The organism is uncultured Methanobrevibacter sp., assembly GCF_947170395.1.
In the GTDB taxonomy this organism is placed as follows: domain Archaea; phylum Methanobacteriota; class Methanobacteria; order Methanobacteriales; family Methanobacteriaceae; genus Methanocatella.
In genome coordinates this window covers 25,903-46,978 of the sequence record NZ_CAMVTE010000014.1, presented here as the reverse complement: position 1 = coordinate 46,978, position 21,076 = coordinate 25,903, and the positions used below count along the sequence as shown (strand labels likewise).

Below are 21,076 nucleotides of genomic sequence, written 5' to 3'. Positions count from 1 at the left end.
ATCGACCTCTATATAACAAATTAAGTATTCAAATATAATTGAATACTTATTAAGTATATATTAAAAAGAAGATATTTAAACATTATTACAGAAGGAAAAAAAAGGATTGTCAAAAAAAATTATTTCTTGATGACAATCGTATTTTTGTTATTCATACTGCCGTAACTTGAAGTGATGGAATATTTTCCTTTTTTCAAAGTCAATTTAATTGTAGCTATCCCTTTGGAATTTGTTTTGGCAGTATATTTTTTATTTTTGAACTTGAAGGTTACCTTTTTGCCTGACAAGACCTTACCTTTGTTGTTTAGAAGCTTTGCTGTGAATTTCACTGTGTGGGAATTCTGATTAACGTTTTTAGTTATCAGAGTAGGCTTAACGGTAATCTTGTTTGTAACCTGACGGCCCTTATATTTGGATATAATCTTATAGGAACCCGGTTTCAGATTTATTTTCAATGAAGCGTAACCGTTCTTATCCGTTTTGACATTGTATGTTTTTCCGGCTACCTTGAAAGTTACTGTTTTACCCTCGCCGATTGGCTTTCCTCCGGAAGTGAGAATGCGAACAGTGAATTTGGACCCGCTATTGTAATACATAGTCAAATCCTTGTTTTGAGATATAGGATGGAGAACCTTGATTGATTTTTCAGCGTATTCTTTTGATACGGGATTTATGACAGTTACAAGATATGTTTTTGGAGTCATTTCCATATTCAATCTGATTTCACCGTTACTGTCTGATGTTTTAACATGCTTTAAACCATCTATGATTATATCGACTGAAGCATTCGCCAGAACAGAACCGTTTGTATCGTAAAGGCGAATAAGATAATTCCATCCGTCACCTAAAACCTTAACTATGGAGTTGGTCTCGATTGTAGGAAGGATTTCCAAGGTATAATTCATATACAAGCCATCATAAGGATTGTTGGCTGAAATGACATGCATTCCGGAATCCAGGACAATATTCAAATCAAATATGCCTTCGCTGTCTGTTCTTGCAACATAATTCTTTCCGTCAACACCAATTACGAATTCAGTGTTTTTAATAAGCTCTCCCGCTCCATTTAAAAACTTAAATGACATGTATGGTGTTTGACCATAATATTTTATTTCATTGTGACCGATTACAGTCATCAAGACGTCTATTGTGGTTTTATCGAATGAATTTTCATCAGGATTTTCACCCCAATAGTAACATTCAACGTCATAATGGCCAGGTTTCAAGTCAACTGCCAGTGTAATCCATCCGTTTTCATCTGTTGTGCAGTTATAGGTTGCATTGTCCAGGATGACTGAAACTGTTCTTTTTGCCATAGGCCTGTCGTTTTTATCCAATAGCTGAGCGTGGAACTGGGTTCCGTTTCTGTAATATTTAACCAGCTTTTGGGCGTTGAGCTGTGTCAGACTGCCGGTGACAACAAGATTTGCTGAAGCGTAAACCGGTTTATATGATTCATCACCGTCAAATACTGCCTTTACAACATATTTTCCAGGAATCAGGTTTGCATTCAAATAGGCTTTGCCGGAACCGTCAGTATTGGCAAGGTAAGTCTCATTTCCAATTGAAAATCTGATTTGTCTGTCCTGCAATGGTGTGCCGTTTACATCGGCCAGGGATATGTAAAACCTTTCGTTTTTGTTTATTTTTGTTTCTGACTTAAAGAGCACTGTTTTTGTACGGTTGTCAGAAGATTGGACATTGATTGTATTTACACAACCGCTTGCAAGATAAAGGTCATTTCCCAAATAGGTTGCCCTATACAAATAGCTTCCATATTCAAGGTTGACATTGAAAACAGCAAAACCATCCCTGTCGGTGTTTGCGGAAACGTTTTTGACGGATTGGCCTTCCAAATCCAATATTTCAACATATATTTTTGAAGCAGATATTGGTTTGTCCAGTAAATCCCTCAACATAACTGTAAGATTGATCACTTCATCGTCACGGGCTTCCACGTCATTGGCAACCAGTTTTGAAGAGGTCTTGTCGCTGTCGACTACCATAATCCTGGAAGTGCCTGATGCAGGCGGGTAATTAGGATTGTCAACGGAATATGTAATGTTATATTCGCCAATGTCAAGGTTGACAAGCAGGCTTGCAATTCCGTTGTCATTTGTTGTGATTACATGCTCCTCACCGTTTATTTCCATTAAAACCTGGAGGTTTTTAAGTGGAATGTTGTTTACATCACGAAGAGATACTTCATAAACATTGTTTTGTGCGGATTTGATTATCAAATCATTTGCAAGCATCAAAACAGGCATTCTGAACACTGTTATTTTGTTACTTCCGTTTCCGTAAATGTCATAATAAGGATTGGAATATCTGTAGGTAATGTTGTATTCACCAGGGTCCAATTTGATTTGAAGCCTTGCCATACCGAATGCATCGGTATATACCTCATATGCCTTTGACCATGTTTTTGAAGCTATTGTGACAACGATGGTTTTTCCATACTGGCTGTATGCATTCGGATCATTGAATTCTATTATAAAGAACTTGTTTTCACCATAGTATTGGACTAAATCTGTTGAATTGATATGGATTGACTCGAAAGCCACATCCTTACTGACAACAATTGTTGCTGCATTTGTAGAATCCTCGTACCATGTGCTTCCTTCATAATCAAGGGTTGCCAAATAGGTTGCCTCATCCAAATCGATGAAAAATGAAACTTCCCCATTTGCATCGGTAGTTCCTGTGAAAGTTTTAATCAGCTGGCCCCTGTAGCAATTAAGAGTTACTGTTTCATTGCTGATGCGGTGGCCATAAATGTCACTTAAGACAACAGTGTAAAATCCGTTTAGAGGAATTATCTTATAGTGGAATCCTGAAACCATGGTCTGAACCTTTTCTATATTGATTACGGCCTCTCCGCTGGAAGGGCTGTAAATCTTATCTCCCAGATAGCTTGCCTTAATCGTGTATGATCCAGGAACATAGTTTATTGTCAGTCTTGCAACGCCGTCATCACCAGTCTTTAGTATGAATTTATCTGACTGCTTACCGTCACTTATTGTCACTTCAATGTTTTCTTCTGAAATCAGATTTCCGTAAACGTCCTTCAGGATGATGCCATATTCATTTGCGATACCGTGCAATGTTTTGTTTTCAGCAACAATAACTGTGTTGGCAGGTTTTATAATGATGTGGGCACTGGATGAACTTGGCATGTACCATGAATCGCCAAGATAATCAATCCTGATGTCATATTCTCCCAAATCCAAACTCAAAATCACATCTGCACGGCCATAAATGTCAGTGTTTGCAACTATTGTTTTGGAATTGCCGTTTGAGTCTTCAATTGTAAATGAAAGAGGGAAATTGACCAGATTTCTGCCGTTTTCATCCTGCAATATTCCATGAAACTTATTGTTTTTACCGTAATATGTGTAATTATATGATATTAATCTGGTATTTGATACAATAACCTCAATTTGGGCGGTTGCATTTGACTTTTCAAAAAATCCGTTTCCGAGATATGTAACCAGAACCTCATATTTTCCCACAGGGCAGTCAATGTCAAAGCTTGCATGACCATTGTCATCTGTTAGAACATTGAAAAGTTTTTTGGTTCCGTTTGAATCGCTCAATTCGACAAACAGTGTCTGGTTGGATATCTTATAACCGTTAACGTTAATCAGGTCAACTTCAAATTTGCCGTTGCTTCCTTTTACGGTTACATTTTCCATGATTATGCGGGTGTTAGAGTTTCTTACATCCACATCCATCATCTGATTGTCGATTATTGCATAGGCCCTGAAGTCACTTGCATTTTCATCATAGCTCAGATTTGCAGAAGCTGTGTTAGCATATGTAAATGCAATTTCAGGTGTGACATTAGCTCCATCAGCTCTGAAATAAATCGGCCTTACAGGAATGCTGTATTCCAACTTGCGTATGTTACCATCAACGTCCATGACTCGGTCAAGTGAAGCTTCAATGACATATGCTGAACGGGATTCCAAAGACATTACAACCCAGTCTGTCAGTTTCAGATTTCCCAAAAAGATGAAAATGTTTTGTGAGTCGGGCTTTTGGTTGTCTCCCCACCAGTTGGTTGAGTAATCCACATCACCTTCAGCGGAATAGACATCATTACCTGCATATTTGGCAGTATTGTTTACAAAAACACAATAATGGATTGTTTTGGTGTTGGAAACAGCCCCGCCGAATGAAGCCCTGTTATTGATGAATGTTGAGTTTAAAATTGAATTTGCTGATGCTATTCCCTCTCCTATGTATGCACCGTCACCGTCGACATACTGGTTTAAATTTCCCACAAACAGAGAATCTTCAATTGATACAGCCTCAACCAAAGGCTGACCGCCGTAAGCCTGACCTGTATTGTTGATGAATGATGATGAAACAACCTGATTTACAACGGCTATTTTACCCTTGTTGGCCAGGAATGTAGAGTTGATTATGCATCCGTCAAAAGAGCCGTAGCGGTCATATATATTAAATCCGACACCGTTTGAGGTGTATGAAGAATCAATATCGTTGAAAACGTTGCCTATGAAAGTTGAGTTTACAACATAGGCATATATTCCTCCAGGACGTTCGATATCAACGGCACCAAGCATTGAATTTGATGCTGATGAGTAATAGAACGGATGGAGATTGACAATTCCAACCGTATTTTCCTTAAACATTGAATTGAATATTTCAATGTAGGATGTAACTGAAAATACGGTATTGTAGCTTTCAAGACCTCTTGTGTAATAGTAGTTTGATACCTTTTCAAATGAACTGTTATCAACATGGGTTTTGGCAGTACCGCTTACCACCGCACCTCTGATTTTTGAAAAACTGGAATTGATAATATTGACAGCAGCATTTTTCTCATTTCCGAAACTTGCTGAAATAACAGCATCTGATTTGACGTCATAAACGCTGCAGTTGATTAAAGTCAGGTCTCCTCCGACAACCTGGAATATGTTGTTGTGGAAATCATCATTGGCTACTGTGATTTTGGCATTGACGATTGTCAGACTTCCCCATTCCCTTACATAAAACATTGTCTTGTCGTTAGCCCTGCTCAATAATACATCGCCAAGTCCCACAAGAGTGATATTTTTTTCAACGGAAATTTCAGAGTTTGCATTGTTTCTGTATACTCCTTCAAGAAGACAGATTGTATTTCCGTTTCCAACACGTCCTATGGCATATTTGATTGATTTGAACGGTTTTTCAAGAGTTCCACTATCAGGAGTGTTGGTTCCTGAAGGGGATACGAAATATGTGTATGCAGAAAGTCCCTTTCCGATTGTCATTGAAACTCTCTGATTGTCGACAATGGCAAAAACATTACAATCAAGAACATTTCCAACCAGGTAATTGCTGAAACTGCGTGAAATTACACCTGAAGAATACAGGAATCTTCCGCTTTGGGCTTCAAAGGAAATTGGCCTGTAAGGCAGGCTTTCATTGTCTTTAAACTCAGTAGTGATGTTTCCATCATACCACTTGAATGAAGCGATGAATCTGGAGTCAGTTCCGACGGACAGATTATTATCTTCCGCTTCAAATGTCAATACCGCCCAATCGCTGATTGAATTATTGTTGAAGTAGGTGTATGAAGGTCCGGCATTCTTTGCCCACCAGTTGTGAGGAGCATACAGGTAACCTGACCTGCCGCTTCCGCTGATTGTATCCAGAATTATGCTGTAGGTAATGTTTAAGTTTGAATGGTCTGCAGATACATAAGGTTTGAAAACACAATTTTTGGCTGTGAAATCAGTGTAAAAGACTGACATTACTGTCCATGATGAATCCGCCCTGAACACTGTGCCTGAAACATAGACACTCATGTTTTTGAAATATGCTCTTGCATTTATGTTTGAATCCAATATTGTGCTGCTTGCGTTTTCAAATTCAATTGTGGCCAATGTGGAATTTTCAATAAGAATGAACGCCTTTTTATAATTGAATTCATCATAGTTTGTATTTGAACTGAGGGATGTTATCTGAGAGTTGATAATTGTGATATTTTTGAAATTATAAACCGTATTCAAATTATTTGAATCTGGATCTGTCAGTTTAGAATTTGAAATGGTACATTTGCCCAGATTTGTAAGTGTCAATGCCATGTTTTTGGAATTGGAACCGCTTACATCAACATTGTCCATAATCAGTTCCCCTTCATTGAAAAATGTGGACATGACAGTTTCCATGGATTTGAATGAAGAGTTGTTGACAAGCAGTTTTCCCTGATTGTTTATGACTCCCAGCTGAAGGTAGGAATCAGTGTATCCGTTGATGAATCTGATATTGTTCAAGACCAGTGATGAATCCTTATTAACATTAAAGAAGTAATTTTTCTTTTCTCCGTTGATTGTTACTCCTGAAGAATTTGATTCTATTATGACATTTTTGTTTATGATAATCTTCGTATTCAAGTCACCCTTATAAACCCCATCCATCAGAATGATTCTGGAATTGTTTGATGCGCTTTCAACAGCATATCCAATTGACAAATACGGAGCATCTGAACTTCCGTTACCCCACTGGTCATCTCCATCTGGGCTGACGTAGACAGTCTGGTGAACGCCTTCATCTGATGTGACATTGCCATCATTTGCACTGACTGCCATCATGGAGGATAACAGTATAATAAAAACCACCAGAATCGGAATAAATCTTTTATTTAACATCATAACACCCCGTTTAATATTCATCCTCATTTTCCTTTTGTTTTCGTCTAAATCCGATAATCAGGAAAATCAATGCAATTGCAATCATAATTAATGCAATCCAAAGATTATTGTCATTAAAGTTATCGTCAATATTTTTAGTAACCTCATAAGCCCTTGAACTGTCAGAAGAGCTACTGCCTGACTCGCCTGATTCGGCACTTGCACCGGCAGACACTGAAGCTGCATTTGATGTTGTACCGACAGACTGCAAGTCGGAATTGTACTGGGAACTGTTTGATTTACTTAAGCTATCTGAATCAACTGTTCCATGAACTTTTGAATTGCCGTTGGAATCATCAGGATTATATGTTCCAATGATGCTCTGGCCGCCGTACTCATCACGTCCTGTCAGAGGACTTAATGAAGACCCGCTTCCGGAACCGCTTCCAGGACCCAAATTATTGCCATCACCTGAACCTGAATATTTTCCGTTGCCTGCTCCATTGCCGTTTCCTCCAATGGAAGTTCCTGTTGAAGTGCTTGAACCTGTGGAGGTAGGATTTACAGTTGCACTAGGAGTGCTTGGATGATTATTATCAGGTTCTTCCGGATCGACCTCAACCGGATTTACAGGATCTATTTCAATGGTTTTCGGTTCCCAGTGGACCCACTGCTTGTACCATGGCCTGAAAAGGTTATTGGCCACTTTCCAAACAGAATCATCAGGACCTGTGTATCCGTTTTGGGAAGTTCCCCAATAGTTGTATCTCATGTCAATGGCAAGACTGCTGCTTGATGATGAATGGATTGTTTCATATGCCGGAGCAAGATTGTCAACAATATTGGAATCTCGAATTGTAATGTTTCCGGCACCTACATTGAATGCTCCTCCCACGTTCAATGCCCTATTGTGGGAGATTGTTGAGTTATAAATGTTCAAATTGTCCTGAATGTGACCGTAATAGACAGGAGTGGTGTACTCAATGGCTCCACCATATCTTGCGGAATTGTTTGAGATGATTGTTCTCATAATGACAAAATTGCTTGAAAGCTCCAAAGCCCCTCCGCTGATTCCCGCTATGTTTGATATGAATTCGCTATCCAATATTTTACCGTCACTGGATTTTGCATATAATGCACCACCGTCATCGTTTGCGACGTTTGAATGGAATTTTGAATCTGTAATGTGAAGTTTGTTGAATGTTCCGTAAACAACACCCCCATGGTGTTCCCTGTTATAGCTGAAATCACCCAGGTCAATTGAACCTGAAGATGATCGGGTATCATTGGCCCGGTTGTTTGAGAAATAACAATCATCAATTATCAAATCGACCTGCGGGTCTGTTGATGATATGGATGTGAAGCTATCTGCTGAAGTTGCAATGACACCTCCAACCCTTGCAGAATTGCAGGTAAATGTTGAATTTGACAATTCCACGCTGGTATCTATAGTATAGACCACACCACCTATACCGACAGGATTTCCGCATTCAGAACGAATCTCATGCCTGTTTCCCTCATCAATGGACCAGACTGTAGTTACAATAACCAGTGAACAGTAATCTATTGACGCAATTGCAACATTTCCGTTGAAAAGTGAATTTTCAATTACCAAATCCTGTTTGGAGTTTGAATAAATGACCCCGCCATGGACACCCTTATTATCAATGAATTGGGATGAATCAATGGATGTTTTGCCGTAATTTGCTATAACACCACCCCAATGCCCTAGATTGTCATAAAACAGTGATGAATTAATCACCAGATTTCCCCTATTGAGTATTGCACCACCCATTCCAGTATTGATGCAGTCCTGAGTATGTCCCCTGTAGAGACCTCCATCGTTATAGACCAGGTCCCTGTCGAAAACAGGATTTGAATTGTCATGATATGCTGATGAATTGCAGATTACTGAATTGCAAATGTACAAATCACCATTGTTAAAGAACACTGACCCTCCCATCTTACTGTGTGCATTTTGGATTATGAGTGAATCAATGGTTAAAATTCCCTTTTTGGTAATGTTAAACAGCTGTCCTGCGTTTGCATCAATCACAACATTGCCCGGATTGATTGCAACGATGGTTAAATCCTTATCAACAACAATATCGGATTCGTTGTAATAACCGTCACCTACACATATTATTGCATGGTTTAGGGATTTTTCAACAGCCCCCCTAATGGTTGCATACGGATTTGAAAAGCTTCCGTCACCCTTGAGGTCATCCCCCTCGACAGAAACGTAAACGTCCATTGGAGTGTTCTTATCGACGTGGCAGTTAGGTGCAAAGACAGCTGAATTGGCCCTTTTCAAACCGTTTGAGCTTAAAAGATAATTCCTGATTATTTCATTTGATGAATCCATACTTGAAATTACAACCACAGCATAATCGTTGATGCCTTTTGAAGACAATATGATGCTGTTTGAGGCCACCATATTGTTTGATGATGAATCAGAATATGTGATTGCTGATTGGGATGCGTTTGCGTTTGAAGCGTTCAATAAAATATCATTGAATCCAACGAAACCATGATGCAGGTTTGATGCAATTAAAGCACACGGATTTGATGCATTTGCAAAAATACCGTTGTTTGTAACATTTTCATATTCGGAATTTATCGAACGGACAAATACCACATCACCGCCCAATGCATTGAAAGCGTTAGAGTCAATCAAAGTGCGGGTGGAGTTCAAATCAAGAATGATGTTGATGCTGCCACCATAAGCGTCAATACTATTGTTTATGATGTTGTTTGAGCGAGTAGAGTTCAGTATTATACCAAATGCATCAGTTGAATTGAATAGGACATCATTGCCAATCAATGTATTGTTATAACCCCCGATTACTGTAAGGAAGTTCGAATAATTGGACACTATTTTGGAATTGGATATCCAGACATTTGAAGTTCCGTTCAAAAGAATTGTTGAATTGACCAATTTCAGATTGTCCAATGTTGAATTTGAAGCATTTCCACACAACACAAGTGAAACGACAGAAGATGTGTTTTTAAATGATGAAATATTTAACGGCTTGTCAATTATCATCAAAGCTCCGCCAGTGATATTGTATAAAAGCAGATTGGAGTTGGAAGCTATTACATCAGATTTTAACAGCCCGTCAGAAGCAAAATAAACGTTGAAGTTGTCCCCATCAACAACAAATGAATTGACGACCAAATCAATACCTCCAACATCACTGACATTGATTAGTGAAATCGGATTTGCGGCATTCGCATAAATCAGGTTGCCGTTTATAGTTACGTTAGATGAATCGCTGATAACGGATATAGGTGAGTTTCCTATTCCCAACACATCTGAAACTGAGGATATCTTACTTAAATTGCCTGCAAACAGTGAAATGTTATTTCCTTCAACTGAAACGTTATTGGAGCGATATAGCCCAACCGAATAACTGCCGTTGCAGTCACTGTATAGAGTGTTGTTTGCAATCACTGAATTGTCCACATCATGAAGTTCAACAAGATATGCCATCTGCTTTGAGTGAATCACAATCTCATTTTCCGCAACTGTGATGTTTGAAAGTCTGCCCATAATATTTGCAAATGCAATGCCGTAACCGTAGCCTTTGGAGATTATGTTGATTTTATTGTTTAGAAATTCGCTTTGGCCAATCGCATCATTGTAGATGGCCTCTGCCACATCATCTGAAATCATGATAATGACGTTGTCCTTAACTGAAAGTCCCTTGGAAAGTCTCTTGTTCATCATTGCGTTAGACGGATTTATTGCCGAAGCGTCAATGGCGTATGCGTATTTCACTTTGGAGTTGACATAAATGTTGTTGCTTGAAACCGCTACATCGTCACAGACATCCTTAATGAGAATGACTGAATTGGAAACGCTTCCCTTTTTCATTATGCTTGTAATGTTGTTTCGGGAAACGGTGATGTCATTGACATGGTCTATTACAATGGATTCCCTGTCGTTGTTTATGAAATTGAAATCGCTTATCAATGAACCTTCGGAATCGCCGTTGAAAGTGATTGTAACGTCATATAATAAATTGTTTTGTTTGTTACTGATTACATTGATCTTATCGTCAAAGAATATGTTCTTGTTTGTCAGGAATGTCAATATAATAATCTTTGTCTTGCCTTCAGGGAACTGATATGTAAGATAACCGTATTCATCGAAGTACTGGTGGAAATTGGAGTCATTGACAACAATGGCTGTTGAATTCAGTATGATTCCGTTGACCATGTTGTCCAGTTCGGTATTTGACAGCCTGTCTGTAATCTCCAGATTTATTCCGTTTGTGGCGTTGGTTTCGATGACATTGTCTGTTATGACAGAGTTGTAAACCAGCCCCTCAATTGAAACACCATAGCTTTCGCTTGTAATCCTGTTGTTGATTATGGTGTTGTTGTAATATCTTTTGCCTGTTGAAGCGGCAGGAATTGAAACACCAACACTTTTTGTGTTTATTATGTTACTGTTTAAAGTGTTGAAGTTACCTAAAATTGAAACGCCGGCGTCATGTCTGTTTTTGATGTTGTTATTATGAACGTTGGAGCCGTTTCCAAATATAGATATTCCTATACCGTAATTGCTGACAGTTATCCGGTTATTGGATGCATCGACATTGTCCCCTATATTCATTGCAGAGACTACATCAGTGTAATTTAGAATGTTATTGAAGACTGCTCCTGATGAACCGTCATCGGCTGTTGCGGAAATTCCGCTCTGCATGCTTGAACCTGATACATTATTGTCATTTATGCAGAAATCACTTCCTGAAACTGAAATTCCAATGGCACTGCCTTCAACAGTATTTCCATAAACGGAAACATTTTCCCCTCTTAAATTGACACCGTATGAACCTTTAAAAATAGTGTTGTTTGCAATAACCGTACCGTCATGGTTTACATATGTGCACTGAAGGATAATGGACATAGGCATTGTGCAGAATCCCTTAAGATAATTATAGGAAATAACGTTTCCTCTGCATACAGGAGAGCCTGAATAGTCGGCATGGCCGAAGGGATTGAAATAAATCAGGTTTGTAACTGACACGTCCGAATAGGACAGGACCTCAATCCTGTTGTGTGAAATCAGATTGTAATGACATTCTCCCATGATGATATTTGAAGTGACATATGTTTTCATGTCATTGTAGATAATCCTGTTGTTGCTGGACCATCCCATAGGCATTGCATAAACACCTCCGGTATTTGCAATTCTTATTGTGTTGTATGCTATGAGGTTGTTGTTGGAATTTGAAAGCCAGATCCCATGCAGCTGACCTACTGTCACTCCCATGATTGATAAGGTTCCCTTGGTATTGTTGATTGTAAGGTTTGTGATTGTGGATCCGTCACTTCCCTTAACCAGATGAATGAATCCGTTGGAAATCTCATCTGCCGGTGAAATAGGCATTAAAGTAAGCGGACGGTCGATAACAAATGCACGGCCTGAAATATTACCTATCTTTAAGATATCTCCACTTGCTATATTTGCATCATCTAAAATTTTACCGGTTCTTGGATTGAAATAACTTTCATAATTGTCCTGAACTATTTCTATGACCTTTGGAGAACCTGCAGACAAATTCCGATTGTCAGAACTATCAAGAACAGATACCTGCTCACCAGCTGAAACTTCAGACACTGACAGATTGTCCTGTGACTGCGGACCGTTTTTTAGACATGAATCAGCATCGGCTGCAAATGCAAAATTTAGCGTAAGCACAATGCAAGACAGAAATATTAATGAAATCAGCATTTCCCGTTTTATGTTATCACCTCCACTACACCAATTGACTAAATTAAATCAAAATCAGTTAATGAAAACTAATTTTAAATTGATTATATTTTAAATTTACATTGAATAAATATTTAAATCTATGCAAAAAATTTGTTATATCCGAAAAATAAGAACATTTCCGCATTTTCTAAATAGATTTATGGCAAGAATTTTGTAAATAATCTGAAAGATATATATGGCAAATTAAAATGTTATGTAAAATTGACATAAATAGCATCAAATGAAAGATTTGATTGATAAAAATAAAAATCCATGAAAATATCATTGATTTAATCAAGCGTTTAATGAATTTAATCGAAGAAAAAAAGTGTCCGGATTATCGGATTAAAAAAAGAAAAAAAGTTAGTGAGAAATTAATTCCCACTAATTAATTTTTATTTTTGCGGTTGTCTTAGCAGACTTATATGTGTTGTCTCCTGCGTAGCTAATATCAGCTGAGAAAGTACCTTTCTTGGTTATGTCAAGTTTGAAGGTAGCTTGTCCTTTATCATTTGTTTTAGCAGTGTATGTTTTACCGTTCAATTTCAATGTAACTTTCTTACCTGCACCGAAGTATGTTTTACCGTCGAATGGGTTTGCATCGGTTTTTAAAGTTACAGTGTATGATTTGGTTTTATCACTGGCTTTATATGATTTGGAAGGAGCGCTGATTGTAACTGCCTTTTTGGTTATGGTAATCAGGTATACTGACATGGTTGCGTTGTAGTTGTCATCACCTAAGAATGCGACAGCAAATGTTAATCTGTTTTCAGCAACGAGGTTGATTTGAACTCTGGCAAATCCGTTTTCGTCAGTAGTACGGTTGAGCATCTTACCGTTATAACCAATATATACAGTCTTGTTAGCTAAAGGTTTACCGTTTTGATCTACAAGTTGTACTGTGAAGTTGCCTCCACGTTCACCTAAATTGTATTCAATTGCAGGTTGAGTGTAGTTATTACCAAGAACTTGTGTAGCCATTCTTACAGGAGCAATATCTTTAATAGTTATTGCAACATCAACAGGCAGGATTTCATCAGTTCCAGCATAAGCAATGACAACTTCAGTGTTTGAAGCAGCTTTGATAGTTACTAAACCATCTGCACCGGAAACAGTGCTGTTTGCAACACCGTTAATAGTGTATGTTACAGGTGCGTTAGCGATAGCTTTACCAGTACTGTCTTTTAAGATAGCAGATACAGTTCCATCACCGGATACAGTGATGTTTGTGAATTTACTGTCTAAAGCGGTTTGTTTGATTTCTTTAGCAACGTATGCAGCATCGTGTGTATCATCACCTGAGTAGACTACAACAACACTGTGGTCTCCAGCAGCTAAACCTGAAACAGGAACAACAGCAGAACCATTTTCATCTAAAGGTACAATATTTTCCTTACCGTCAACAATGACAGATACGTTACCTGTAGCACCAGGGATAGATACGGACACGTTGGTGTCTTTACCAATAGCAATGTCACCAATGGTTACATTAGCCTGGCTAGTTTCTTTAGGAACACTGAATGTTTTACTGTCATAAACTGCTTCGTGTGCTTCGTCACCTGAGTAGATAACTACAACATTGTGGTCACCAGCTGTTGCATCAATAGGAACGCTAGCAGAACCGTTTATTAATGGAGCAATAGTTTCGTTACCGTCTACAATGACAGAAACATAACCTGTAGCACCAGGAACATCAACGGTTACATTAGCTTTTTCACCTACTTTGATGTCAGCAGGAACAGTAATATTTGCTTCAGTTACTTCTTTTGCAGATACAACAACAGTAATGTCTTTACTGTTGGCAGGATCATAAGTGATGTCACCAAGGTAAGTTGCATAAACTATGTGGTTGCCTGCTTCATCAAATACTACGTCAACACTGCCAGTATTTTCATGCAAGTATTCAATTGCATAGAACTGTTCATCATCAACAGTTACAATTACAACTCCTACTGCACCTTCCGGAATTGTTACAGTAATAGTTGATTTTTGACCTACGAAAACATTAGTAGCGTTAATTTCAACTGTAGCTTCTTTTTTATTCACATTGTATGAATCGAATGCCATTGCAGCAGCAAATGCATCAGTTTCATTTACATATGCAACGATATCGTGAGCACCTTCTAAATTATAGATGGTTACAGTACCGTTGACAACTTCTCTTTCAATACCGTCAATTAAAACAACTACTTCAGCATCACTGTTGTATACAATGCTTATATTCATTTCTTCACCAATAGTGATGTTTTCAGGCAATTTGATTTCAACTGATGCTTCACGTTTGGTAACATCAAATACTGCGTTTCCGTATGCTTCTGTATAATTTTCATTTTCAAAAGCATAAATTTCAAGCAGATAACCTCTTTCTTCAAGAGGAATTACTGTAATTGTTCCATTGACAATTTCTACAGGTTCACTATTTACCATGACCGCTATGTCAGGATTATCAGAAGTAATATTGATTACTACTTCATCGCCGACTTTGATGTTTTCAGGAATTTCAGCATTAATGTATGAAGGCTCTTTTTCAATGATATTTAATGTAGCAACATCAGAGTAGTTGCTGTAATAAATATCGTCACCCATGTAGTATGCAGTGACATTATATGTGCCAGCTACATATCCAAATATTTCAAGAACGTTTCCTTCATCTAAATCAATGAAGAATGTACCATTGCCAACAGCAATAAGCACAATACCTGATGCACCTTCAGTAACGTTTACAGCAATAGTAACTTTTTCATTCACTTTAGCGTCAGTGACATTTACAGTTACTTCACTATCTAATTTTAATACTTCAAATGATACATCATCGACAGCTGCAGTGTATTTGTTAGTTTCATCTGCAAATGCAATAATGGTATGAATGCCTGCAGTAGGAATAAAGGTTACTTTATCACCTATTATATCTACAGCCTGACCGTCAATAGTAACGACTACTTCAGCATCAGTATCACTTAAAATGGTAATTTCCATTTCTTTACCGACAGTGATGTTTTCAGGCAATTTGATTTCAACAGATGATTCGTATTTGTAAACATCAACTACTGCTACTGCTACTTCATATTTATAGTCTTCATTTTCAGAAGCATAGATGGAAATTATGTAATTTCCTTCTTTATCAGGAGTAAATCTAATTGTTCCATTGACAATTTCTATAGGAGTCTCGTCAAGCATTGCAATTAAATCAGGATTATCAGCTGTAACATTAAGTACAACTTCATCACCAACTTTGACGTCTTCAGGAATTTCAACTGTAATGTTAGAAGGAGATTTATCAACTATTTCTACAGAAATTACATCAGAAGCATTAGCTTCATAGTATGCGTCACCTAAATATATTGCAGATACATTGTAAACACCAGATTCAAGGAAAGTAATGTTTACTGATTTGCCCATATTTAAGTCAATACCCCAAATAAACTCATCAACAGTAACTAATACCAAACCGCTAGCAGCATCAGGAACATCAACTGTAATAGTTGTGATTTCACCCACTTTAGCAGGAGTGACGTTGAATGAAATAGGAGTTTCAGTTCTGTTGATTGTGAATGCTGTAAAGTTATAAGCATATTCGTTGTTGGCATCACCTTCATATATTGCAACAATGCTATGCTCACCAGCAGCGATTTGTTTAATTGTTGCAGTAGCAATACCTTTATAATTAATTCTTAATACTTGTTTTTTACCGTCTATAATTGCAATTACATTACCTCTTGCATTACCTAAATCAAAGGTAACTTTTGCATCCTTGCCCGCTTTTACATCAGCGACATCAATAATAATATCAGTAGGATATTTAGCTACGGTTAAAACAGCTTCAAATTCGTCAGGTCCGTATGGAGCAACTTCAGTCAAGTATGCAATTACGGTGTATTGATTTGCTTCCAATCCGGATACGTTTACCTGACCTGTACCGTTGGTAACATTTACATCGTAAGCTCTTCCGTTAACGATTAATGTTACTTCACCAGTGTCATTAGCATCGAAGGTGATGTTGAATACTGCAGTTTCACCGACAGTAATGTCATCAAATTCAACTAATAAGTATGGGTTCATTGGAGTGTTGTTTGCAACAATACTCATGGATTCATCAACATTTACAGATCTGTCACCGTATAATTTTTCAGCGAATAGGACATTGTCAGTTACATTGACCGGACTTCCTTTTTTGACTGAAACAGCATAGTCTCCGTTAACATCAATAGAGTTATATTCAATATCTAATGAACAGCCATAACCCCATTGAGCATAGCTTATACCGTATACCGGAGCGTTTTTAACGTAACCTGCTTTGTTGACAACATTAATTGTATTCAATACTATTTCAGCTTCACCATCTTGCACTTCAATACCTGATACTAAAGCATCAGTATTTTTAGAAGTAGCATATCCTGCAACATTAATATTGTTACTTACAATATAAAGTTTAGTTTTAGGTTCTGCAGCCATAGGAATAGACACATAAATACCTAAGTTAGGTCCACTTGATTCAGTTGTAATGTTATTGCCAGCTATATAAAGTTGGGAATTAAGAATTTGCATTGCGTATGCTGCTCCAGCGGAATCCTTACCTGCTTTAGTGTATAAATTGAAATTATTCTTCATTACAAAAGTATTTTTATCATATCCAAAGTTAATTGCATAAAGATAAATTGTATCTCCTGCTTTTGAATAAGTATCAACCATTGTGAAGTTATTGTATGCAAATGAAGCATTAGTAACTCCAACTACATATAAACATTGAACAGTCGGGAAGCTGTATACGCTTTTTACTCCGGAATCAATAGAATTATATGTGAAATTAATATTTGTACTGTTCCTTATTCTAACAGGATTAACAGTATTCAATCCCATCATGTAGTAATTCCAATCATAATTAGAAGCATATAAACCAGGCAATTTTGTAGTTATGGTGTTGTTGTAAACTAAAGCATAGTTAACACCATCTAAATTGATTGCGTTTGCACTATATTCATCATCAGAAACGGTACTTTCAAATACAATTGTGTTGTTAGCAATGGTAATATTGTTAACACCAAATGCATCAATAGCTATTGCATCGTAATCTCCTCTAGTAACTTTGTAAGTAATGTCTAAATTAGTTAAAGTTACATTGTTTCCGCCAACGGTTATTAAATCACCTAAAGCAGAAGTTGCACTGTTTACAGTAGTGGTTAATTTTAAACCATCAACAGTTACATTGTCAGAAGCAATTACTAATCCCATGAGGCTGAATGATGCAGCATCACTTGAAATAAATACTGGTCTGTCAATAATAATGTATTGAACAGTGCTAGATTTAGCGAAAGCTCCTTTAAAGACCAAATCATCGTAAGGGACATCTGCTTTCAAGAAACCTTCTTTATCAAAGTAGTTGAAGAATATTTCAGAAGTTATGACATTATCCAATCCGTGGAAAGTTACGGATTTGGTTTCAGGATTAATTATGTCATCACCACTGTAATCTACAGTAAGATCATTTAATCCCACTTCAATAACGTTTGCAGGAATTTCGAAAGTAGCTTTACCATATTTATCTAAAGTTATAGGTTCAAATTCTTTACCGTTGACTCTGATAGTTATGTTACCGGAAGCTTCCACTACAGTCACATTAATTGTGTTGTTGTATCCGCTCCAAGAGTCAGCCACATCAATTTCAATAATAGCATTTAATCCATTGTATTTAACTACATTGTCTTTATCTTCCGCATATTTAACAGCTTCATCACCCATTTTGTCAGCACTGGATAAAACATTCTTGGTAACTGTGTTACCGGAAGTTGATTTCAAATCAACAGCATATGCTTTTTCTGTAGAAATTTTGTTACCAGTGATGATATTATCACTTGAACTAACAGTTAAAGCATCTTTAAGATAGTTATTGGTGAAAGTAGTGTTTTTAGCGCTGGATGAAGATATATAAACTGCACCATTATTACTTACACCGAAAAATGTATTGTTGTCCACAACAGCATTTTTACCGGAAATAGTAGCTGTTTTTGCAGTGTTGCCGGTAGCAGTACAACCTTCAGTAATAGTCATTGCACCATCAATATTGTTGTTTTCAATGATACTGTATGTACCTGCAACAAAGCTTGCTCCACCAGTCATAGTATTGTTTCTGTAGATGTTTTTAGTGGAAGTTGTACCCCATTGATTTACAATACCGCTTCCTTTGAAATTGTGGATAGTGTTATTTTCCACTAAATTATTGTCACTGGATACAGTCATTGCATACATTGTTCCAGCTTCAGGCATTGCATTGTAAATAATGTTGTTAGTATAGTTAACAGTACCAGGTTCTTCACCTGTACCTACAAAAATGTTGGATGCTACTACATTACCTGATGAACCGGTTACATTGAATATGTTGTGGTCGAATGAAGCGTATTTACCACCATTACCAAGTACTAAAATACTTGAACCAGTTCCACCATTTTCAAAGTATGAGTTTGTAACAGTTGTGTTGTAAGATCCTGAGTGAATAGCAACAAATCCAGTACTCTTACCGATTCCACTCATATTAGCTTTTACAGTAATTTTATCAATATTTACGCCAGAAGCACCTTCAACAAATAAATCACCGTTAAGAATAGTGATGCCTGTAATATTTGTGTTATCTCCACCAGCAACAACCTTGAGTTGAATACAATTTACTTTGTTAAGGTTACTATCGCCTAAATCTGTAGCATATTCAAATACTGCATCACCAGTTGAAGAAATTATATTTACAGGTTTGTTGATGAAAGCGGAATATTGGCTGATATTTCCTATGAATACACCTTGGAAGTCTAAGGTAGCTCCTTCAGGAATATGTTTAGCTAAGTAATTATTTTCATCAAAGAAACTGTAGAAAGTTGCATTAGTTATGACAAATGGAGGGCAGTTGTTTTCTACAACAGAAGATCCACCAACAACAGATACAGCGTCGTTACCAAGTAAGTCATGAGCGTATAAAGTGTTTTCAGCAACAGTAGCATTTGATTTTTCTAAATAAACCGCATATTTACCATTAGCTTTAACAATATTATCAGCAATAGTTAAATTATGACTTACACCGTCATGAGCTTGAGCATAACTTACACCATAAACGTTATTTGCATCAGCATATGTATTATTATTTACAACAATAATTTCATTTCCGATAATGTATACATCAGAAGCTGACATTTCAATACCAGAAAGTAATCCCCATTGACCATCACTAACTTTACCCATTACTCCAATACGGTTATTAGAAATAATTCCTTCAACGGAACCTGCCCAATCTTGAGCATAAATTCCTAAATTGTTACCTTTACTAAATGTAACTAACATATTATCATCAATGATAAAATCAGTTACAGGACCAGTAATTTGAATAGGATAAGCAGCACCGGAATCAGTTACACCAGAAGTGGTATTTACAAAAATATCATTTCCGGAAATAACAATTCCTTTAGAGTTGTATAAATCCACCGCATATAAATAAAGTACAACACCGTCGTTTGTTGAAGCAAATTCAGTAAATTCATTACCAATTATTTTTAAGTTTGTGGCATTATCAACCATCATAACATCAAGTGTTTGGTAATCATTCACAGTATTAACAACTGCACTTACAAGGTTTTTTTCAAAAGTGAAATTTATACAATCCTGAACACCAATTGCCAATGGATAATCTTTGTTAATACCTATTTTAGACCATGAAGCAGTTATAGTTGGTAATTGTGCATCAATACTGTTCTTTTTAACGTTTACATTATTTGAAGCACGAACCTCAATTACATGTTGATATATTTCAGTATTGGTTGCATTATATCCTGCAGCATAAGTAATAATATTGTTCAGTAACTTGAGATTATCACTTTCAATTGCACGAATAGCAAATGAATCCTTGTTACCTACACTTTTAATATCAATAAGTACATCGTCAACAGTTACATCTGAAGCTTTAATATCAATTGCAGCACCGTCAATGGTCCTTACAATATCAAAACCATTTAATGTAACCTTATCGGATAAAATTTTAAATCCAATATTATAAAATACGGTATCATTTTCACAAGTAATAACTATAGGAGTATCGATAGTTATGGTATCAATTCCCAAACCGGAAAAATTACCGTCAAATGTTAATTCTTTTGCGGAAATACTTTTGTTAATAACACCATTTTCATCGAAATAATTGAAGAAAGTGGAGTTGGTTACAACATCTGTTGCAAGTATTTCACCAGAGCTACTGCCCTCATCTGTATCAGATAGAGTTTCACTCTCCTTCACATTACTAACAGATAAATCTACAGCATCAGATGCATCAGCACCCAAATTTGCATTAAGATTATCTTCTGCACTAACCGCACTGACACAAACAAGCATCATTACGACCAGAAATGCGCAAATAAAAATATTTTTATTCATCTTCATTTTTCTTATGGCAATAATTACTCAACAATTACCGTTGAGAAGGAATTGCCGACCTCCTTTTTATTAAATAGCCATTAGATTTAAATAAATTCAACTAATGGGTTTTTAAAGCCCCTACTGAATTAAAACAGTAGTTGACTCAATCACTCGATTAATAATTATAAAGTTTACCTAATCAAAATTAAACCAAACTTTACAAATTTAATGTATGTGTAACATCCTATTTAATATTAATGAAAATGAGAAAAATAGAAAATATTTG

General features: G+C 36.8%; 3 protein-coding genes. All 3 read right to left on the bottom strand.

The annotated features are described in order from the left end of the window. Positions 1-119 precede the first annotated feature (119 nt). Positions 120-6,659 (bottom strand): Ig-like domain-containing protein, encoded by a 6,540-nt coding sequence (locus tag Q0W04_RS05240; RefSeq protein WP_298501050.1) that lies wholly within the window; start codon positions 6,657-6,659, stop codon positions 120-122. A gap of 13 nt (positions 6,660-6,672) precedes the next feature. Next, entirely contained in the window at positions 6,673-12,351 is a 5,679-nt protein-coding gene (locus Q0W04_RS05235) for an adhesin (RefSeq protein ID WP_298501049.1), read from the bottom strand. A gap of 438 nt (positions 12,352-12,789) precedes the next feature. Further along, positions 12,790-20,814 (bottom strand): Ig-like domain repeat protein, encoded by an 8,025-nt coding sequence (locus tag Q0W04_RS05230; protein WP_298501048.1) that lies wholly within the window; start codon positions 20,812-20,814, stop codon positions 12,790-12,792. Positions 20,815-21,076 lie beyond the last annotated feature (262 nt).